The sequence below is a fragment of the Glutamicibacter sp. AGC46 genome (genome assembly GCF_053543715.1).
Genome location: NZ_JBLVOJ010000025.1, coordinates 287,843 through 308,833 on the forward strand (window position 1 = coordinate 287,843; position 20,991 = coordinate 308,833).

General features: G+C 64.5%; 18 protein-coding genes. 16 read left to right on the forward strand and 2 right to left on the reverse strand.

Features of this window, described 5'->3' with window-relative positions; all coding sequences use genetic code 11:
- Nucleotides 1-375 precede the first annotated feature (375 nt).
- From pyrR to ACNPM8_RS16385, 13 genes are all read left to right on the forward strand, one after another.
- Nucleotides 376-945 (forward strand): bifunctional pyr operon transcriptional regulator/uracil phosphoribosyltransferase PyrR, encoded by a 570-nt coding sequence (gene pyrR, locus ACNPM8_RS16325; RefSeq protein ID WP_105658359.1) that lies wholly within the window; start codon nt 376-378, stop codon nt 943-945.
- Nucleotides 942-1,904 (forward strand): aspartate carbamoyltransferase catalytic subunit, encoded by a 963-nt coding sequence (locus ACNPM8_RS16330; RefSeq protein ID WP_105658303.1) that lies wholly within the window; start codon nt 942-944, stop codon nt 1,902-1,904. The genes pyrR and ACNPM8_RS16330 overlap by 4 nt, the downstream gene beginning before the upstream one ends.
- An 11-nt stretch (nt 1,905-1,915) precedes the next feature.
- Complete coding sequence (locus tag ACNPM8_RS16335; RefSeq protein WP_448940211.1) at nt 1,916-3,220, forward strand: dihydroorotase; 1,305 nt, start codon at nt 1,916-1,918, stop codon at nt 3,218-3,220.
- Nucleotides 3,213-3,719: a PH-like domain-containing protein gene (locus ACNPM8_RS16340; RefSeq protein WP_105658305.1), complete on the forward strand. Its 507-nt coding sequence runs from the start codon at nt 3,213-3,215 to the stop codon at nt 3,717-3,719. The genes ACNPM8_RS16335 and ACNPM8_RS16340 overlap by 8 nt, the downstream gene beginning before the upstream one ends.
- Nucleotides 3,720-4,889: a glutamine-hydrolyzing carbamoyl-phosphate synthase small subunit gene (carA, locus tag ACNPM8_RS16345; RefSeq protein WP_448940212.1), complete on the forward strand. Its 1,170-nt coding sequence runs from the start codon at nt 3,720-3,722 to the stop codon at nt 4,887-4,889. It abuts the gene before it with no gap.
- Nucleotides 4,889-8,167, forward strand: coding sequence for a carbamoyl-phosphate synthase large subunit (gene carB, locus ACNPM8_RS16350; protein ID WP_448940213.1), 3,279 nt, complete (start codon nt 4,889-4,891; stop codon nt 8,165-8,167). The genes carA and carB overlap by 1 nt, the downstream gene beginning before the upstream one ends.
- On the forward strand, nt 8,160-9,002 hold the full coding sequence (pyrF, locus tag ACNPM8_RS16355; protein ID WP_448940214.1) for an orotidine-5'-phosphate decarboxylase: 843 nt from the start codon (nt 8,160-8,162) through the stop codon (nt 9,000-9,002). The genes carB and pyrF overlap by 8 nt, the downstream gene beginning before the upstream one ends.
- 147 nt (nt 9,003-9,149) lie before the next feature.
- Entirely contained in the window at nt 9,150-9,485 is a 336-nt protein-coding gene (gene mihF, locus ACNPM8_RS16360; protein ID WP_013349055.1) for an integration host factor, actinobacterial type, read from the forward strand.
- Nucleotides 9,486-9,488: 3 nt separating this feature from the next.
- Nucleotides 9,489-10,055, forward strand: a complete 567-nt coding sequence (gene gmk / locus ACNPM8_RS16365; RefSeq protein WP_448940215.1) for a guanylate kinase — start codon at nt 9,489-9,491, stop codon at nt 10,053-10,055.
- Nucleotides 10,056-10,063: 8 nt separating this feature from the next.
- A complete protein-coding gene (gene rpoZ, locus ACNPM8_RS16370) occupies nt 10,064-10,324 on the forward strand; it encodes a DNA-directed RNA polymerase subunit omega (RefSeq protein ID WP_286134300.1) in 261 nt (86 codons plus the stop codon).
- Between the two features lie 102 nt (nt 10,325-10,426).
- Nucleotides 10,427-11,653 (forward strand): bifunctional phosphopantothenoylcysteine decarboxylase/phosphopantothenate--cysteine ligase CoaBC, encoded by a 1,227-nt coding sequence (coaBC, locus tag ACNPM8_RS16375; RefSeq protein WP_448940216.1) that lies wholly within the window; start codon nt 10,427-10,429, stop codon nt 11,651-11,653.
- A 76-nt stretch (nt 11,654-11,729) separates the two neighbouring features.
- Nucleotides 11,730-12,935, forward strand: a complete 1,206-nt coding sequence (gene metK, locus ACNPM8_RS16380) for a methionine adenosyltransferase (RefSeq protein WP_448940217.1) — start codon at nt 11,730-11,732, stop codon at nt 12,933-12,935.
- A gap of 9 nt (nt 12,936-12,944) precedes the next feature.
- Entirely contained in the window at nt 12,945-14,906 is a 1,962-nt protein-coding gene (locus ACNPM8_RS16385; protein WP_448940218.1) for a primosomal protein N' family DNA-binding protein, read from the forward strand.
- Here the strand turns inward: ACNPM8_RS16385 and ACNPM8_RS16390 are convergent.
- Both ACNPM8_RS16390 and ACNPM8_RS16395 read right to left on the reverse strand, forming a co-directional pair.
- A complete protein-coding gene (locus tag ACNPM8_RS16390) occupies nt 14,903-15,799 on the reverse strand; it encodes an alpha/beta fold hydrolase (protein WP_448940219.1) in 897 nt (298 codons plus the stop codon). The genes ACNPM8_RS16385 and ACNPM8_RS16390 overlap by 4 nt on opposite strands.
- A 10-nt stretch (nt 15,800-15,809) precedes the next feature.
- Nucleotides 15,810-16,817 (reverse strand): sugar-binding transcriptional regulator, encoded by a 1,008-nt coding sequence (locus tag ACNPM8_RS16395; protein ID WP_105658315.1) that lies wholly within the window; start codon nt 16,815-16,817, stop codon nt 15,810-15,812.
- Between the two features lie 106 nt (nt 16,818-16,923).
- Between ACNPM8_RS16395 and ACNPM8_RS16400 the strand changes: the two genes are divergently transcribed.
- The 3 genes from ACNPM8_RS16400 to glpK are packed head-to-tail and all read left to right on the forward strand — an operon-like array spanning nt 16,924 to nt 20,929.
- Complete coding sequence (locus ACNPM8_RS16400; RefSeq protein WP_448940220.1) at nt 16,924-18,603, forward strand: FAD-dependent oxidoreductase; 1,680 nt, start codon at nt 16,924-16,926, stop codon at nt 18,601-18,603.
- Nucleotides 18,604-18,662: 59 nt separating this feature from the next.
- Nucleotides 18,663-19,391, forward strand: coding sequence for an MIP/aquaporin family protein (locus ACNPM8_RS16405; protein WP_105658317.1), 729 nt, complete (start codon nt 18,663-18,665; stop codon nt 19,389-19,391).
- Between the two features lie 17 nt (nt 19,392-19,408).
- Nucleotides 19,409-20,929, forward strand: a complete 1,521-nt coding sequence (gene glpK / locus ACNPM8_RS16410) for a glycerol kinase GlpK (protein ID WP_105658318.1) — start codon at nt 19,409-19,411, stop codon at nt 20,927-20,929.
- Nucleotides 20,930-20,991 lie beyond the last annotated feature (62 nt).

Sequence of the window (20,991 nt, forward strand, 5' to 3'; positions counted from 1 at the left end):
GGGATCCGAGTTCGACGGAGCGGCGCAAATCCTGGATGAGCAGTACGCGCGGCATAGCGGGCCTGCAGATCTGCTGCGCGAATGCCTTGCCCGGACGCGCGGGCCGAACATGCACGAGGAATCCCGGGCCCACGCCACTTCGCGGGTGTGTCGATCGCAACACATCTGCGCGCGGGGCCAAGGCCAAGCGCAGGGATCTGCGTGGTTCTGCCGGTCGCATGAAGCCGCCGGCCGATCGCTGTGACCGATCCCATGCCCTATTCAGTGTCATGCATAGGTTTCCGCTAGGGAATCAGCTCCCGCTCGTGATAATTTGAGTTAGCAATATTCCTTTAAATCCCGTCCCGTGAGGCGGAGAAGGGAGAGGTGCACAGCATGAATGAAAATTCAGTGCCAGATGCTGCCCGCACGGTATTAACCGGCGACGACATCGAACGTGTACTCACTCGCGTAGCCTTCGAGATCATCGAGGCCAACAAGGGCACCGACGACTTGGTGCTCCTGGGCATTCCCAGCCGGGGTTTCCCGCTGGCACAGCGGCTGGCAGCGCGAATCGCGGCTACCGCCCCGGGCAACCTGGACCCGGCATCCCTGGTAGGCCAGCTCGACATCACCATGTACCGTGATGATCTGCGCCACTCCACCACCCGCACCCCGTCGCCGACGCGCCTGCCAGCAGGCGGCATCGAAGGCAAGGTCGTGGTCCTGGTTGACGACGTCCTGTACTCCGGACGCACCATCCGCGCCGCCCTGGATGCCCTGGCAGACTGGGGCCGCCCCCGCATCGTGCGGCTGGCCGTCCTGGTTGACCGCGGGCATCGGGAACTGCCGATCCGCGCCGATCATGTGGGCAAGAACCTGCCGACAGCCAAGAGCGAAAAGGTGCGCGTGCACTTGGCGGAAATCGATGGGAAAAACGAAGTCGTGATCGAGGGCGCCGCTTGAAACACCTGCTATCCACCGCGGACCTGACCCGCGAAGAAGCCATCGCCATCCTTGATATTGCCGAAGAGATGCGCGAGTCCTCGACCCGTGCCATCAAGAAGCTTCCGGCCCTGCGCGGTCGCACCGTGGTGAACCTCTTCTTCGAGGACTCCACCCGCACCCGGATTTCCTTCGAAGCCGCCGCCAAGCGATTGAGCGCGGACGTCATCAATTTCTCGGCCAAGGGCTCGAGCGTTTCCAAGGGCGAGTCCTTGAAGGATACCGCCCAGACCCTGCTGGCCATTGGCGCCGACGCAGTGGTCATCCGCCACCCGGATTCCGGCGCCCCGGCCCGGCTAGCGGCCACGGACTGGATTGGCCTGCCCATTGTCAATGCAGGCGACGGCACGCACGAGCATCCCACCCAGGCGCTGCTGGACGCATTCACCCTGCGCCGACAGGTGGCATTGCGCGATGGCACCAGCCCGGCAGGCCGCGGCCTGGACGGACTGAAGGTCGCGATCGTCGGGGATATCCTGCATTCGCGCGTGGCCCGCTCCAACCTGTGGCTGCTGAACACCCTCGGTGCCGAAGTGACGATGGTGGCCCCTCCGACCCTGCTGCCTTTCGGCGCCGGCTCCTGGCCCTGCGCCATCAGCTACGACCTGGATGCAGTGATCGCCTCGGGCGTTGACGCGCTGATGATGCTGCGCGTGCAGGGCGAGCGCATGAACGCCGCGTACTTCCCGAACCCCCGCGAATACTCGCGCTACTGGGGACTGGACGATGCACGCCTGGCACAGTTGGACGCCTCGGGCGCCGAAACCCTGATCATGCACCCGGGCCCGATGAACCGCGGCCTGGAAATCTCCTCGGCTGCCGCGGATTCGCCGCGCTCCACCGTGCTCGACCAGGTCACCAATGGCGTGGCCGTGCGCATGGCCAGCCTCTACATGCTCCTCTCCGGCGACCTGATCTGAAGGAAGAACCCATGAACTACTTGATCCAGCAGGCCTCCATCCTCGGCGGCGAACCAACCGACGTGCTCATCGTCGACGGCAAGATCGCGCAGATCGGCAGCATTGAAGCCACCGACCAGCATCAGGTGATTGACGCGAAGAATCTCGTGCTCTTGCCCGGGCTCGTCGACACCCACACCCACCTGCGCGAACCAGGCCGCGAAGATGCTGAAACCGTGGAAACCGGTTCGCAGGCAGCGGCCCGCGGCGGCTACACCGCCGTGCATGCCATGGCAAACTCGACCCCGGTAGCCGACACCGCCGGCGTCGTCGAGCAGGTCTACGAACTGGGCCGCAAGGCAGGCTGGGTGGATGTCCGCCCGGTTGGCGCAGTAACCGTCGGACTGGCCGGCAAGCAGCTGAGTGAAATCGGCGCCATGGCCGACTCGCGCGCCCAGGTGAAGATGTTCTCCGATGACGGCATCTGCGTCTGGGATCCGCTGCTGATGCGCCGCGCCCTGGAATACGTGAAGGCCTTCGACGGGGTCATCGCCCAGCACGCACAGGAACCGCGCCTGACCGAAGGCGCCCAGATGAACGAGGGCGAAGTCTCCTCGATCCTGGGCATGCCCGGCTGGCCCGCGGTCGCCGAGGAATCGATCATCGCCCGCGATGTGCTCTTGGCCGAGCACGTCGGCGCCCGCCTGCACGTGTGCCACGTGTCCACGGCCGGCTCGGTGGAGATCATCCGCTGGGCCAAGGCCCGCGGCATCCAGGTCACCGCGGAGGTCACCCCGCACCACCTGCTGCTCACCGATGAGAAGGTCCGCACCTACGACCCGGTCTTCAAGGTCAACCCGCCGCTGCGCCGCGAAGAAGACGTGATGGCGCTGCGCGCGGGCGTTGCCGACGGCACCATCGACGTGATCGGCACCGACCACGCCCCGCACCCCTCCGAGGCCAAGGACTGCGAGTGGGGAGCGGCCGCCATGGGCATGACCGGCCTGGAGACCGCTCTGTCCATCGTGCAGCACACGCTGTTCGACACCGGGCTGATGGGCTGGGAGGGCGTGGCCCGCATTACCTCGCAGGTGCCCGCGCAGATCGGCCGCGTTGCCGACCAGGGCCGACCGATCGCCATCGGCGAGCCTGCCAACCTGGTGCTGGTCGATCCGGCAGCCCGCTGGATCGTCGACCCGGCTGCCATGGCCACCAAGGGGCGCAACTCGCCGTTCGCCGGCATGGAGCTGCCCGGATCGGTGCGCGCGACCTTCTTCCACGGCCATGCCACCGTGCTCGATGGCCAGCTGGCTACCCCTAGGACGGCCAATGCCTGAGGGAGCCCTGACCCCGTTGATCTGGACGATTGTCGCGATCGTCGCAGGCGTGGGCCTGATCCTTTTCGGCTGGCGGAACCTCAAGGCCCGGCAGTCAGCGATCCCCGAGCCCTTCGAGGACTTCGCCGATGAGGTGGAGCACCATTTCGCAGGCATGTATGTGGTCACCACCCGGTTCGACGACTGGCTGGCGCGCATCGCGGTCCATGAGCTCGGGGTGCGCACCAACGCCACCTTGGAACTGGGACGCGAAGGGCTGCACCTGATCCGTTCCGGAGCGCGCGACGTGCACATCCCGTGGGAGCACTACGAGGACGTGAAGCGCAGCAACGGGATGATCGGCAAGGTCGTGGAGAAGAACGGCCTGATCGTCATCACCTGGAACAAGGACGGCTTCACCTTCGACACCGGATTCCGTCCCCGCTACCACGAGGACACCCCAAAGATCTATCAGTTGCTGGCGTCGCACAACGACGTAAGCCGAGCAGGAGACAAATAAGTGAATTCCCTGAGCAACCTACCAGCCGTGTTGGTACTTGAAGATGGCCGCATCTTCCGCGGGCGCAGCTATGGCGCCGTGGGCACCACCCTGGGTGAAGCAGTGTTCACCACCGGCATGACCGGCTACCAGGAAACCCTGACTGACCCGTCCTACGCGCACCAGATCATCGTGCAGACCTTCCCGCACATCGGCAACACCGGCGTGAACTCGCAAGATCCGGAATCCACCCGCATGTGGGCTGCCGGCTACGTGGTGCGCGACGCCGCCCGCCGGCCAAGCAACTGGCGCAGCGATCGCACCCTTGATGCTGATCTGGTCGAGTACGGCATCGTGGGCATCCAGGGCGTGGACACCCGCGCGCTGACCCGCCACCTGCGCGACGCCGGCGCGATGAAGTCCGGCATCTTCTCCGGCGATGACGCCGCGAAGACCGACGCCGAGCTGGTGGCCCTGGTCAAGGCGCAGCCGTCGATGGCCGGCCGCAACATCTCCGCCGAGGTTTCGGTGGACGCCGCCTACATCGTCGAGCCAGCGGACCACGGCTACGACGGCGAGGCCAAGCACACCGTGGCCGCGATCGACCTGGGCATGAAGTCGATGACCCCGCACCGCCTGGCCGAGCGCGGCCTGCGCGTGCACGTGCTGCCGTACAACGCCACCCTGGAAGATATCAAGGCCACCGGTGCTAACGGCGTGTTCTTCTCCAACGGCCCCGGTGACCCTGCCACCGCCACCGCCCAGGTGGAACTGGTCCGTTCGGTGCTCGATGCCGGCATCCCGTACTTCGGCATCTGCTTCGGCAACCAGATCCTGGGCCGCGCGCTGGGCTTCGACACCTACAAGCTGCGCTTCGGCCACCGCGGAATCAACCAGCCGGTGATGGACAAGGCCACCGGCCGCGTGGAAATCACCAGCCAGAACCACGGCTTCGCCGTCGACGCGCCCATCGAGGGCGCCGTCACCGCTCCGGTCGAACGCTTCGGCAAGGTCGAAGTCTCGCACTACTCGCTGAACGACCACGTGGTCGAAGGCCTGAGCTGCCTGGACATCCCGGCCTTCTCCGTGCAGTACCACCCAGAGGCAGCATCCGGCCCCCACGATGCCGCCTACCTCTTTGACCGCTTCATGACCGCGTTGGATTCCGCCGCAGAAAAGGACAGCAAGTAATGCCTAAGCGCACCGATCTGAAATCAGTTCTCGTTATCGGTTCGGGTCCGATCGTCATCGGCCAGGCCGCTGAGTTCGACTACTCCGGCACCCAGGCACTGCGTGTGCTCAAGGAGGAAGGCCTGCGGGTCATCCTGGTCAACTCCAACCCGGCCACCATCATGACCGACCCGGAATTCGCCGACGCCACCTACGTTGAGCCGATCACCCCCGAGGTCGTCGAGAAGATCATCGCCAAGGAACGCCCGGATGCGATCCTGCCGACCCTGGGCGGGCAGACCGCGCTGAACACCGCCATCGCCCTGGACAAGTCCGGTGCCTTGGAGAAGTACGACGTCGAGCTGATCGGCGCGAACATCGAAGCCATCGAGCTGGGCGAGGACCGCGAGAAGTTCAAGGGCGTCGTCGAGCGCTGCGGCGCCGAATCGGCCCGCTCGGTCATCGTGCACACCCTGGACGAGGCCTTCGCCGCCGTCGAGGAGCTGAACTACCCGGTAGTCGTGCGCCCGTCGTTCACCATGGGCGGCCTGGGCTCGGGCATGGCCTACAACCCGGAGGACCTGCGCCGCATCGCGGGCGCCGGCCTGCAGTACTCGCCAACCACCGAGGTGCTCCTGGAGGAGTCCATCCTGGGCTGGAAGGAATACGAGCTGGAGATGATGCGCGACAAGAACGACAACGTCGTGGTCGTCTGCTCCATCGAGAACTTCGATCCGGTCGGCGTGCACACCGGCGACTCGATCACCGTGGCCCCGGCCATGACCCTGACCGACCGCGAATACCAGAAGCTGCGCGACATCTCGATCGCGGTCATCCGCGAAGTCGGCGTGGACACTGGCGGCTGCAACATCCAGTTCGCCATCGAGCCTGACACCGGCCGCGTCGTGGTCATCGAGATGAACCCGCGCGTCTCGCGCTCCTCGGCACTGGCCTCCAAGGCCACCGGCTTCGCGATCGCGAAGATCGCCACCAAGCTGGCCGTGGGCTACACCCTGGATGAGATCCCGAACGACATCACCCAGAAGACCCCGGCTTCCTTCGAACCGGCCCTGGACTACGTGGTCGTGAAGGTTCCGCGCTTCGCCTTCGAGAAGTTCCCGGCAGCGGACAAGACCCTGACCACCACCATGAAGTCGGTCGGCGAAGCGATGGCCCTGGGCCGCAACTTCACCGAAGCGCTGCAAAAGGCGCTGCGCTCCCTGGAGCAGAAGGGCTCCGAGCTGTCCTTCGAGCCGATCCCGGAATCCGAGCACGAGGCCGTGCTGGCCTCGATCGTCAAGGGCTCGACCGAGCGCCTGTCGCTGGTCCAGCGCCTGCTGTTCTCCGGCGTGTCCATCGAGAAGCTGTTCGAGACCACTGCGATCGACCCTTGGTACCTGGACCAGCTGCAGCTGATCAACGAGGTCGCGCAGCTGGTGGCCGCGAACAAGCACCTGCCGGAGCACGTGCTGCGCGAAGCCAAGCGCCACGGCTTCTCCGATGTCCAGCTCGCCCAGCTCACCGGCAAGGCCGAATCGGTCATCCGCGGCATCCGCCATGCCCTGGGCGTGCGCCCGGTCTACAAGACCGTGGACACCTGCGCCGCCGAATTCGAGGCCTTCACCCCGTACATGTACTCCTCGTACGACGAAGAGACCGAGCTGGCGCGCCACGAGAAGAAGTCGGTCATCATCCTGGGCTCGGGCCCGAACCGCATCGGCCAGGGCATCGAGTTCGACTACTCCTGCGTCCACGCGGTGATGGCGCTGCGCGCCGAGGGCTACGAGACCGTCATGGTCAACTGCAACCCCGAGACCGTCTCCACCGATTACGACATCTCCGACCGCCTCTACTTCGAGCCGCTGACCTTGGAAGATGTCCTGGAGGTCATCCACGCTGAAGAGGAAACCGGCGGCGTGCTGGGCGTGTTCGTCCAGCTTGGCGGCCAGACTCCGCTGAAGCTCGCCGCCGAGCTGAAGGCTGCCGGCGTGCCGATCCTGGGCACCTCGCCCGAGGCCATCGACCTGGCCGAGCACCGCGGCGCCTTCCAGCAGGTACTGGATAACGCCGGGCTGGTAGCGCCGAAGAACGGCACCGCGGTGTCCTTCGCCGATGCCAAGACCATCGCCGACTCCATCGGCTACCCGGTACTGGTTCGCCCTTCCTACGTGCTGGGCGGACGCGGCATGGAGATCGTGTACGACGAGGCCAACCTCGAGCGCTACATCACCAACGCGACCGAAATCACCGTGGACCACCCGGTACTGGTGGACCGCTTCCTGGAAGACGCCATCGAGATCGATGTCGACGCCCTGTTCGACGGCACCGACCTGTACGTCGGCGGCATCATGGAGCACATCGAGGAAGCCGGCATCCACTCCGGCGACTCGGCCTGCACCCTGCCTCCGATCACCCTGGGCGCCGACGTGCGCGACCGCGTTGCCGCGGCAACCCGTGCGATCGCCCAAGGCGTGGGCGTGCGTGGCCTGATCAACATCCAGTTCGCCCTGGCCAGCGACATCCTGTACGTCATCGAAGCGAATCCGCGTGCATCGCGCACCGTGCCATTCACCTCGAAGGCTACCGGCGTGCAGCTGTCCAAGGTCGCCGCGCTGATCGGCGTGGGCCGTACCCTGGCCGAAATGCGCGGCAGCTACCTGCCAGCATCCGGCGATGGCGCGCACCTGCCGGAATCGGCGGCGATCGCCGTCAAGGAAGCAGTTATGCCGTTCGCCCGCTTCCGCACCCCGGAGGGCAAGGTCGTCGACTCGCTGCTCGGCCCCGAAATGCGTTCCACCGGCGAAGTCATGGGCATCGACAAGTACTTCGACACCGCTTTCGCCAAGTCGCAGGCCGCAGCGAACAACCCGCTGCCAACCGGCGGCAAGGTCTTCGTCTCGGTCACCAACCGCGACAAGCGCTCGATCGTCCTGCCGGTCAAGCACCTTGCTGACCAGGGCTTCGAGATCATCTCCACCGGCGGCACCGCGGAAGTGCTGCGCCGCAACGGCATCCCGACCCAGGTGGTCGGCAAGCTGCACGAAGGCGGGGAGTCCATTGTCGATTTGATCGTAGCCGGCCAGATCGGCCTGATCCTGAACACCCCGTCGGGCTCGGATGCACGTGGCGATGGCTATGAAATCCGCGCCGCCGCGACGTCTGTCGGCACCCCGGTCATCACCACCGTGGCGGAGTTCAACGCTTCGGTCCAGGCGATCGATGCCCTGCGCGAGTACGAGTGGGATGTCACCAGCTTGCAGGTGCACGACGCCAACCTGAACGCAGCGCGCAATGCCTGAGCCGATCCCATTCGGTCAGCGGCTTCGTTCAGCCATGCAGGCTTCCGGCCCGCTGTGCGTGGGGATCGATCCCCACCCCGCGCTGCTGGAAGCCTGGGGGCTGGAGAATACGGCCGAGGGCGTGCGATCTTTCTCACTGACCGTCGTGGAAGCGATGGCCGGTGCGGCGGCAATCCTCAAGCCCCAGGTGGCTCTGTACGAGCGTTTCGGGTCCAAGGGATTTGCCGCATTGGAAGAAACCTTGAGTGCTGCGAAGTCCGCTGGACTGCTCACGCTGGCCGACGCCAAGCGCGGGGATATCGGTTCGACCATGGCAGCGTACGCGAGCGCATGGCTCGATGATGCTTCTCCGCTGGCCGCTGATGCGGTGACGCTGAGCCCGTACCTGGGGTATGAATCGCTGCGTCCGGCACTGGATTTGGCTGCTGGAACCGGCAGGGGAGTGTTCGTTCTCGGACTGACTTCCAACCCCGAGGGGCCATCGGTACAGCACGTAGGCGGGGAAAACTCGGTTGCTAAATCAATTATTGACCAAGTCACTGCGGATAATGCATACGCAGGAGATTTAGGACATGTCGGGCTGGTCGTCGGTGCGACCATCGGGGATGCACCGTCCAAGCTCGGAATCGATCTGGCAGCTTCCAAGGCTCCGCTGCTCACACCAGGGCGCGGCGCCCAGGGTGCCACGGCCGCGGATATTGCCAAGTCATTCGCCTCAAGCTACGGCCAGGTACTGGGCACGAGCAGCAGGGACATCCTCAAAGAGGGGCCGAATAAGGCCGCTCTCAGGGAAAAAGCCCTGCGGGTTAGGGACGAATTGCTGGCAGCTCGCTAGCAAAAAATTCGAATAAGTGACATAGGCGCGTAGTGGCTATTAGAGTTTCTAGTAGCCACAACGCGTTTAGTCTTGCAAAAGCAGCGTTAGCTCGCTATGTTTCTCAACATAAGCCTTAGTCCACTACAACTGAAGGATGGCTGAACGATGGTACTGCGAGAACTCTCTGACGAAGATCGTATCCGCGCCCGCGCCAAGGCACTCGCCGCACGCACTCGTCGTGCAGAAATCAAGGCCGAGTTCAGTGCCGGCAAAATTTCCATCACCGAGGTACTAGACTTGGTATACGAAGATGAAGCCGTGGGACGCATGCGTGTCATGGACCTTCTGGAATCGGTACCGGGCGTAGGTGAAGTGCGCGCGGCAAATTTGCTGGAGCGACTTGGCATTTCCCCTTCCCGCCGTCTGCGCGGACTGGGACGCAAGCAGCGCACCGCAATCACCGAGCACTTCAAGCAAAGCCCGCCAAAAACGAAAGTGTAGTCAATGACCGCTGCGTCGGTAACTGTTCTAGCCGGCCCCACGGCAGTAGGCAAGGGCACCGTCTCTACCTACATCCGCGATAACTATCCAGATGTCTGGCTCTCGGTGTCCGCAACGACCCGAAATGCCCGGCCAGGGGAGCAGGATGGAGTCCACTACTTCTTCGTGGGCCCCGAGCGCTTCCAATCCCTGGTTGAGGAAGGCCAGATGCTGGAATGGGCTGTTGTCCATGGCCAGAACAGCTACGGCACGATTCGGTCGACGGTTGAAGATGCAGTGGCAGAGGGCAAGAAGGTTCTGCTGGAAATCGATCTGCAAGGTGCGAGGCAGGTCAAGGAGTCGATGCCCGAGGCAAAATTCGTCTTCTTGGCACCGCCATCATGGGAGGAATTGGTGCGCCGCCTTGTGGGACGCGGCACTGAAACGGCCGAGGAACAGCAGCGCCGCCTAGAAACCGCTAAACTAGAACTTGCAGCGGAATCTGAATTCGACGTGACCATCGTCAACGACGATGTCGCACGTGCCGCCGAAGAGCTTGTAGCCCTCATGGGGCTAAAGAACGACAAATAGGGAGTCCTGTGTCCAACCCAGAGGGAATCATTAACCCATCGATCGACTCGTTGCTTGAGACCAACGACTCGAAGTACGCCATTGTGCTGAACTCGGCCAAGCGTGCACGCCAGATCAACGCCTACTACGCGCAGCTGAACGAAGGCCTGTTCGAGTACGTAGGCCCACTGGTGGAAACCAAGCTGAACGAGAAGCCGCTGACCATCGCCTTGCGCGAGCTGGACGATAACCTGCTGAAGGTAACCGCAGCCGAGGTCATCGAAGACTAATCGAAAAGTCGGCGCCCCTGAGCGGGCGCCTTCTTTTTCGTTAAGCTCCTTTTTCTCCCGCACCCACCTCATTGCCGCACCGAATCCTCGAGGAAGTACTTCGTGAAGCGAATTGTCCTAGGCGTTTCCGCTGGTATCGCCGCCTACAAGTCCGTACTCCTGCTGCGCTTGCTGCGCGAAGCCGGGCACCACGTCGACGTGATCCCCACCCGGAACGTCGCCAACTTCGTGGGCAACGCCACCTGGGAGGCCTTGTCCGGAAATCCTGTCACCTCGAACGTGTTCGACGCGGTGGATTCGGTCAATCACGTGCGCCTGGGCCAGCAGGCCGATCTGGTGATGGTCGTGCCGGCCACCGCGGACGTCTTAGCCACGGCCGCTGCGGGATTGGCTGACGACCTGCTCACCGGAACCCTGCTGGCCACGCGGGCGCCGGTAGTGATGGCCCCGGCCATGCACACCGAAATGTGGCAGCATCCGGCCACTGCCGCGAATGTGCAGACCCTGCGGGATCGCGGCGTGCGGGTGATCGAACCCGCTTCCGGGCGGCTGACCGGCAAGGACTCGGGACCGGGCCGGCTTCCAGAACCCGATGAAATTTTCGCCGCAATCCAGGACCTGCTCGCCGAACCGGTGCTGGCCGGAGCCAAGGTGCTGATCACCGCCGGCGGCACCCGTGAACCGCTGGACCCGGTGCGCTTCCTGGGTAACCGCTCCTCGGGCCGCCAGGGTGTCGCGCTGGCACAGGCCGCCAGAGATGCCGGGGCCGAGGTCACGCTGATCGCCACCCATCTGGAAGTGCCCGCGCCGCATGGCGTGCGGCTGGTGCACGCCTCCAGCGCACTGGAGCTGCGCGAGGCGGTCTTCGACTGCGCCGAGGGCCAAGACGTGCTGATCATGAATGCCGCGGTCGCCGATTTCCGCCCGGCAAGAATCGAGAACTCGAAGATCAAGAAGCGCGATGAGCATTCGGCGCCGGTCATCGAACTGGTGCGCAACCCGGACATCCTCGCCGAGCTGGTCGCCGCGCGCGGACAGAATCCGCAATTGCCGCCGTTCATTGTCGGTTTTGCTGCCGAGACCGGCGATGAGCAGGGGACCGTGCTGGAGTACGGCCAGGCCAAGCTGAACCGCAAGGGCTGCGAAATGCTCGTGGTCAACGAGGTGGGCGCATCCCTGACCTTCGGGCAGGAAACCAATAGCATCCAGGTTCTTTTCGCCGATGGCGCCGACTCGGTGCAGGCTTCGGGCAGCAAGCTCGAGGTGGCCCGCGTGGTCATCGAACAGATTTCGAATGCAACAAAAAGTCATGCAGCTGTAACAAAGTGAGTGGCGCCATACGGTGCTTGTTCACGAAACGTACCAGATCTGCTTACCGGTCCCAGAGACCAGATAGAGTTATACGGTGACTTCAACAACCCCTGAACTTCGTCTTTTCACCTCGGAATCCGTGACCGAGGGCCACCCGGACAAGATTTGCGACCAGATTTCCGACGCGATCCTCGACGCCATGCTGGCGCAGGATCCGGACTCGAAGGTCGCCGTCGAGACCCTGACCACCACCGGGCTGGTGCACGTTGCCGGCGAGGTGACCACCAATGGCTACGTGGAGATCCCGGAGATCGTCCGCAAGACCATCCTGGACATCGGCTACGACTCCTCGGCCAACGGCTTCGACGGTGCGCGCTGCGGCGTGTCCGTGTCGATCGGCCAGCAGTCCCAGGAGATCCACGACGGCGTCTTCAACTCGCTGGAGTCGCGCGAAGGCACGGCCAAGGATACCCGCGACATGCAGGGTGCCGGCGACCAGGGCCTGATGTTCGGCTACGCCTCGGATGAGACCGACTCGCTGATGCCGACCCCGATTTTCCTGGCGCACCGCCTATCCGAGCGCCTGACCCAGGTCCGCAAGAACGGCCGCATGCCGCTGCTGCGCCCGGATGGCAAGACCCAGGTCACCATCGGCTACGACGGCGACAAGCCGGTCTCCGTGGACACTGTGGTCGTCTCCAGCCAGCACGCCGCCGAATACGAGCTGGCGACCCTGAAGGCCGACCTGCACGAAGAGGTTGTCACCCCGATCCTGGAGCGTTCGGGACTGGACATCTCGAACACCAAGATCATCCTGAACCCATCGGGCCCGTTCATCATCGGCGGCCCGGTCGGCGATGCCGGGCTGACCGGCCGCAAGATCATCGTGGACACCTACGGCGGCTTCGCCCGCCACGGCGGAGGCGCCTTCTCGGGCAAGGACCCTTCGAAGGTCGACCGCTCGGCTGCCTACGCGATGCGCTGGGTGGCCAAGAACGTGGTCGCCGCCGGCCTGGCACGCCGTGCCGAGGTCCAGGTGGCCTACGCGATCGGCGTGGCCCGTCCGGTGGGCCTGTATGTGGAGACCTTCGGCACCGAAACCGTTGATCCGGCCAAGATCACCAAGGCCATCAACGAGGTATTCGACCTGCGCCCGCTGGGCATCATCGAAGACCTGGACTTGAAGCGCCCGATTTACCGCAAGACCGCTGCCCACGGCCACTTCGGCCGCGAGGACAACGACTTCACCTGGGAGAAGCTGGACCGCGTCGAGGCCCTGCGTAGCTGGTTCAACGCCTAGGACCTGAGCGTGCAGCAAGACGCCCTCATCTCAGCACCCGAGCCGGCCCGCCTCAAGCGGGTTGCCCGGGTGCTGATTGATTCTTCCGTCCCGCACCTGGACCGCTTCTTCGATTACGAGATTCCTCCCTCGATGGCCCAGGATGCCGTGGCGGGGGTGCGCGTGAAGGTGCCCTTCGGGCCGCAGCTGCTCTCCGGATTCATCGTCGCGGTGCTCGAGGACCACGCCCCGGAGATGAAACTGCGGCCGCTGGCCAAGCTGGTCAGCACCCAGGTGGCGCTGTACCCGGAAATTGTGGCCGCCGCGCAGGAGATCGCGACCCGCTATGCCGGAACCCTGTGGGATGTGGTGCGTCTTGCGGTGCCCGCCCGCGCGGCCAAGGTCGAAAAAGAGGAATTGGCCACCGTCGCGCCGTTGCTGCCCGACGCCCCGAACCAGCTCTCCCGCTACGAGCACGGCGCCCAAGCGCTTGACGCCTGGGGAAGCGGCGAAACCCTGCGCGCCGTTGCCACCTGGGTGCCGAATTTCCACGGTGCCTGGCCAGGGTTCTTGATGGATGCGGCCCGTCCGGTGCTTGAGCGCGGCAAGCGCGTGCTGCTGATCGTGCCCGACGCGCGCGACCTTCGGCTGCTGGGTGGCTATCTCGATGAGCACTTCGGCGCCGAATCCTATGCGCGGCTGCAGGCCGACGACGGGCCGACTCCGCGCTACCGCAACTTCCTGCGTGCCATCGGAGGGCATGTGCAGATCGTCATCGGCACCCGTTCGGCGGCGCTATGCCACGTGCCCGGGCTGGAACTGATGATCGTATGGCAGGACGCGGACCAATCGCACCGCGAACAGCGCGCACCCTACCAGCACAGCCGCGAGGTGGCGTTGCTGCGCAGCCAGCAGGCAGGCATCTCCCTGCTGATCGCATCGCCATCGCGCTCAGTCGAAGCCCAGCGCCTGGTGGCGACCGGCTGGGCCACCGAACTGAAGGTTCCCCGCGACCTGTTGCGTGCGCAAACCGCCCGCATTGTGGCCACCACAAACGATTTCGAGCTCGAGCGCGACCCGGTGCTCGCCCGGGCCCGCATCCCTTCGCTGGCCTGGCGGGAAGCTACCAGGGCGCTGGAATCCGGCCCGGTGCTGGTGCAAGTGGCGCGCACCGGGTTCATGCCGGCGCTGGCCTGCCAGGACTGCCGGACCCCGGCGCGCTGCACTGCCTGCCAAGGCCCGCTGCACATCGCCGGCAAGGGCTCGCATGTGGCTTGCCGCTGGTGCGGCGAGCAGTACCACGACTACCGGTGCGTGCACTGCGCCTCACCGAGGATCCGGGCCGCCAGCATCGGCGCCGACCGCACCGCCGAAGAACTCGGGCTGGCCTTCCCCAAGGTCAGCGTTATTTCTTCCACCGGAGCAAAACCCGTGGACAAGATTCCCGGCAAACCGGCGCTGGTGGTCGCTACGCCAGGGGTCGAACCATTTACCGAATCCGGCTACGCCGCGGTGCTGCTGCTCGATGCCGACAAGATGATGGCCCACGATTCGCTGCGCAACCCCGAAGAAGTCATCTCCCGCTGGTTCACCGCTGCTTCCATGGCGCGTGCCGACGGGGTAGTGGTGCTCACCGGCAATCCGAGCCCCGCCGGGGCCGCGCTGGTGCGCTATGACCCGGCGAGCTTTGCCGAACGCGAATTGGCCGAGCGCCGCGAGGTGGGGTTGCCTCCGGCAGTGCGCAGCGCAGTGATTTCGGGCCTGGGCGCCGAACGGCTGGTCGCGAACCTGGATCCGCAGACCCGGCAGTGCGTGCAAATCCACGGCCCGACGGTGATAGACGGGCCCCCGGCCCAGCACCGCTACGTGCTCTTCTTCTCCTACGCCGACGGGCCGGCGGTGACCATGGCCCTGCGCCAGCTGCGCGCGAGCATGTCCGCGGCCAAGGACCCGGTCGTGAATATCGCTATCGACCCGGACGACGCGCTCTAGGAGCCCGCCGCGGGATCCTCGGCCTGGCCGGTTGCCAACAGCTGCAGGAAGCCATCGATGGCGGCGGCGGTTTCGGGAGCCTTCTCGTAGTGGATCAGATGCCCGACGTTCTCGAGCATGACTAGTTGGGCGTTGGCGAAGCTGGCCCGCAGCGCCTCCTGCGTCTGCGCGGTGCCCAGTTCGTCTTGCAGGCCGCCGACCATCAGCGTCGGCAAGCTCAGCGCAGGGGAGTAGTCCCCGACCGTTGCGCTGACCGAGGCGCGGTACGACTGGGCCAAGGTGGCCCGCGAGTGGAAGCCGCCGAAGTAGGCGCGGTGCTGCTCGCGCACGTAGCGGCGGATTTCCGGGTCCCTGCTCTTGGTCATCACCAGGCTCATGGCATCGCTGAACAGCTTGGAACGCAGCAGCGGTTCGCCGATGCGGGCCGGAAGCTTGGCGCACACCTCGTAGTAGCCGCTGGTGAGCTTGGCCAGCAGCGCCTGGTCGGACTCCAACGCCGGCTCGGAGATCGGGTTGAGCAATACCAGCGAGGCAAAGCCGCGGACCGTGGCCAGCTTGGCGGCCACGATCGAGCCGAAGGAATGCCCCAGCAGGTGCACGGAGGATTCCAGCTGCAGCTCTTCGGCCAGCTGATTGAGCACCGCAGCGTATCCCTCGACGTCATGGGGCAGATCCGCCATCGAGGTCGAAGTGCCAAAGCCGGGAAGATCGGGAACGATCACCGTGTAGTGCTCCAGGTGCGAGACGATGCGCGCCAGCCCGTGGTGGGCTCCGCGGAAACCATGCACGGCGTAGATCACCCCGCGGGAGGGCTGCTGGGCCGGGTGGGTGTAGACCCGGATTTCTGCACCGTTCAAATTGTGGGTGGTCACTAGCTGCTGTCGTGGGGCCATGGCTTTAACCCTACCCGTCCAGCAGCGCCAGGGCGGTGCCTTCGTCGATCACCAGATCGGTGATCAGCCCGCCTTTGAGCGCACCGCGCACGGCCTGGAGCTTGCCGCGGCCGGCGACCACGCAGAAACGGGTCGGCACCTTGCGAAGGGCATCGAGGTTCGGGCCGGTGGAGCGGGCATTAAGCGAAATGTTCGAGCTGTTCCCGTCCTTGTCGAAGAACACCGTGGCCACGTCGCCGACCACGCCGATCTCGTTGAGCTCTTGGGTTTCCGCCTTGGTCAGGTAGCCGCCGCGGTAGACCTGCGAAGCCACGGCGGAGCCGGCCGAGCCCAGGGAGAATACCGCGAGACTCATCTCCTTCTGCACCTGCAGTACCCGGCGGATCGATGTTTCCTTCCACATTGCGTCGCGGGTGGAGGCCCGGTCGAAGAAGGCCGGGACCGGGAACTGCTCGGTGCGGGCGGTGAAGGCTTGGCCGAAACGCGTGAGGATGTCGCTGGCATAGCGCACGCCGCTGGTCACCGGATTAGCCGCTCCATTGAGCTGCACGATCTTCGTGTCATGGGTCGGGTGGGAGCCCAGCGCCGTGGACACCGACTGCATGGTCGATCCCCAGGCAACACCCACCGTCATCGAGGAGGAAACCATGCCGCCAAGCAGGTAGGCCGCGTGCGCAGAGACTCGGGCCAGCAGCTCGGAGTCATCCATGTTGCCGTCGGTGGGTACTACGTTGAAGCTGATCCCGTAGTGCTCGGAGAGCTGGTTTCCCAGCAGCGCCGACATGTTGGCGCTGGGGGAGATGCTGATCGAAACCATGCCGGTGCGCTTGGCGTGGGTGAGCAACCGGGAGACCGTGGACCGCGAGGTGCCCAGCTCCTTGGCGATCACTTCCATCTTCATATCCTGAAGGTAATACAGCTGGGCGGCGCGCAGCGCATCCTTGGCCTTGGGGGTGCTGTGCACAGATGTGCCAGTCGTTGCCCGCTTGTAGGTGCCCCCGGACGAGGATTTCATCATGATTCAGACCACTTCTGCACGTTTGTGCATTTTGTTTGACCGCTTTGCCGTTCAGTAACAAGACTAGCTTCAGACTCATTCAATATTTACATAAGGGGCACAAATCGTGATTCGGGAACAGCTAGCCAAACTGCGCGAACGTCCGCAGGCGCAGGTTCTGGTTGTTGGCGGTGGCATCAACGGCGTAGCGACCTTCCGCTACCTGGCCATGCAGGGGATTGATGTAGCCCTGATCGAGCGCGGCGATTACTGCCAGGGCGCTTCGGGTGCCAGCTCGCACATGATCCATGGCGGAATCCGCTATCTGGAGAACGGCGAGTTCCGCCTGGTTCACGAGTCGGTGCAGGAGCGCAACTCGCTGCTGGAGATCGCTCCGCACTACGTGAAGCCGCTGCAGACCACCATTCCCATCTTCTCCACCTTCTCCGGCATCCTCAGCGCACCGATGCGCTTCCTGTCCCACAAGTCGGGCAAGCCAACCGAACGCGGGGCGGCGCTGATCAAGGCCGGGTTGATCATGTACGACGTGTTCGCAGGGATCGGCGGACGCAACACCCCTTGGCATAACTTCAAGGCCGGCAAGGCTGCCCGCCAGGATCTGCCAGCACTGCGCGATGACGTCAAGTACACCGCCACCTATTTCGACGCCTCGGTGCACAACCCCGAGCGGCTGACCCTGGATGTGCTGCGTGAAGGCCTGAACGCCAACGACGAGGCCCGCGCCAGCAACTACGTTGAGCTGGCCGGCGGCGACGGCGGCACCGCGAAGCTGCGCGATATGCTCTCCGGCGAAGAATTCGACTTCGACGCCGATGTCATCATCAACGCCACCGGCGCGTGGGTGGATCTGACCAACAAGGACCTGGGCCGCGATACCAAGTGGACCGGCGGCACCAAGGGTTCGCACATCGTGCTGGATCACCCGGAACTGCTCGCCGCTACCGGAGGCCGCGAAATCTTCTTCGAGCATGAAGACGGCCGAATCGTGCTCATCTACCCGATGCTCGGCCGCGTGCTGGTCGGCACCACCGACCTCGAGCACGACATGAACGAGCCAGCGGTATGCACCGACGAGGAAGTCGACTACTTCTTCGAGCTGGTCCACCATGTCTTCCCGGGCATCAAGGCCACCAGGGAACAGATCGTCTACAAGTTCTCCGGCGTGCGCCCCCTGCCCAGCCATGACGACACCGCGCCAGGCTTCGTATCCCGCGATTACCAGATCAAGGAAACCCGCCTGACCGACGCGACCACCATGCTCTCGCTGATCGGCGGCAAGTGGACCACCTTCCGCGCACTGAGCGAGAACCTCGGCGGAAAGGCCCTGGAATTCCTCGGCGCCCGTGAAGTGAAGTCCACCGCCGGCGTAGCCATCGGTGGCGGAAAGAACTTCCCGGCCAACGAGGGCGAACTCGCCGCTTGGTATGCCGCGCGCGAGTCCAAGGCCGGCCGCGAACGCTTGCGCGTGCTGCTCGAACGCTACGGCACCGGAGCCGATGCCCTGCTGGAAATCATCGGCGGCAACGAAACCATGCTGGAGCACACCAACGAGCTGTCCTGCCAGGAGTTGGCCTACATGGCGAACCAAGAGCAGGTGGGCCGGTTGATCGATGTCTTCATCCGCCGCACCAACCTGGCCTTCCGCGGCCTGGTCACGAAGGATTTGGTAATCGAGGCAGCTAATTGCCTTGCAGAGCCGATGGGTTGGGACCAGTCCCAGACCCAAGCCGAGATCGACCATTCGCTCTCGGTACTCGCAGAAGCCCACGGAGTCACCCTGGTCTAACCTGCATCCAGGCCGGCGGCAAGGCGCCGCTGGCACTCGAAACCACTAAGAGGTCAACGTTGTCCACTCACGTGTTTCTCGCCGAATTAGCCGGCACTTTCATTCTCCTGCTGATGGGCGGCGGCGTCTGCGCGAACGTCGCCCTGAAAGGCACTCTCGGCAGCGCCGCGGGCTGGGTAGCCATCAGCTTCGGCTGGGGCCTGGGCGTCTATTGCGGCGTCTGGATAGCTGGGATCTCCGGAGCCCACCTGAACCCGGCAGTCACCCTGGGCCTGCTGGTCAACCCGGACGTTGCCGAGTACGCCCCCGGCGTCGCCAAGACCATGGCCAATACGCTGCTCTACTTCGCGGCGCAGTTCATTGGCGCCTTCCTGGGTGCCGTGGGCACCTGGCTGTCCTACAAGAAGCACCTGGATGATCCGCAGAACGCGGGCACGCAGCTGGGCGTCTTCGCCACCGGACCGGCCATCCGCTCCTACGGCTGGAACCTGGTCTCGGAAATCTTCGGCACCTTCGTCCTGGTGTTCGTGATCGCCGGACTGGGGCACACTCCTCACGAGCTTGGCCCGCTGGCTGTCGGCCTGCTGGTTGTTGCCATCGGCCTGTCCCTGGGTGGAGCCACCGGCTACGCCATCAACCCGTTCCGCGACCTCGGTCCACGAATTGCCCACGCCATCCTGCCGATCAAGGGCAAGGGCTCCTCCGACTGGTCCTACTCGTGGGTTCCGTTGGCTGGTCCAGCCATCGGCGGTATCCTTGGCGGACTTGCCGCCGCGCCAATGTTCTAGAAAGAGAGCAGTGAATCATGAGTGAAAAATTCGTCATCGCCATTGACCAAGGCACGACCAGCTCCCGCGCAATTGTCTTCACGCACGCCGGTGAGGTGCATTCGGTAGGCCAGAAGGAACACGAGCAGATCTTCCCGGCTGCCGGATGGGTCGAGCACGATCCAGCCGAAATCTGGAGCAACGTGCGCGAAGTGATTGGCCAGGCCCTGTCCAAGGCCAACCTGACCCGCCACGACATCGAGGTCGTCGGCATCACCAACCAGCGTGAAACCGCGGTGGTGTGGGATAAGAACACCGGCGAAGCCGTCTACAACGCGATCGTCTGGCAGGACACCCGTACCCAGGACATCGTCGACGAACTGGCAGCCGATGGCGGCCTGGAACGCTACAAGCAGACCGTTGGCCTGCCCCTGGCGACCTACTTCTCCGGCACCAAGATCAAGTGGATCCTGGACAATGTCGAAGGTGCCCGGGAGCGTGCCGAAGCAGGCGACCTGCTCTTCGGCACCACCGACAGCTGGGTGCTGTGGAACCTGACCGGCGGCGTGGACGGCGGCGTGCACGTCACCGACGTGACCAACGCATCACGTACCCTGTTCATGGACCTCAAGACCCTGGACTGGGACGAGAAGATCCTGGCTGACTTCGGCGTGCCGCGCTCGATGATGCCGCAGATCCGCTCTTCTTCGGAGGTCTACGGCTCCGTGCACACCAACCAGCTGCTGCGCGAGGTGCCCGTTGCAGGCATCCTGGGCGACCAGCAGGCGGCGACCTTCGGCCAGGCGGCCTTCACCGCAGGTACCGCGAAGAACACCTACGGCACCGGTTGCTTCCTGATCTTCAACACCGGCACGGAGATCGTGAATTCGACCAACGGCCTGCTGACCACCATGGCCTACAAGCTGGGCGAAAACGCACCGGTGTACGCCTTGGAAGGTTCCATTGCCGTGGCCGGGTCGCTGATCCAGTGGCTGCGCGACAATATCGGCATGATCGCTACCGCTCCGGAGATCGAGGAACTGGCAGCAAAGGTGGAGGACAACGGCGGCGTGTACATCGTTCCGGCCTTCTCCGGGTTGTTCGCACCATATTGGCGCTCGGATGCCCGTGGCGCGATCGTGGGCTTGACCCGCTATGCGAACAAGAACCACATCGCCCGTGCGGCCCTGGAGTCCACCGCATTCCAGACTCGCGAAGTCCTGGATGCGGTCAACGCCGACGCAGAGGTTCCGCTCACCGAACTGAAGGTCGACGGCGGCATGGTGGCCAACGAAGCCCTGATGCAGTTCCAGGCTGACATCCTCGGCGTGCCAGTGGTTCGCCCGAAGGTCACCGAGACCACCGCACTGGGTGCAGCCTACGCTGCTGGCCTGGCCGTTGGCTTCTGGAAGGACTTGGGCGAACTGGAAGACAATTGGGCCGAGGACAAGCGCTGGGAGCCAACCATGGATGAGGCTACGCGTGAGCGCAGCTTGCGCCTGTGGAAAAAGGCTGTCACCCGCACCTTCGACTGGGTCGACGAAGATACCAAGGCCTAAGCGCAACCGTGGCTTGGCCGGTTCCGAGCCGGCCGCAACCGGCAACGCCCGAATCACCCGGA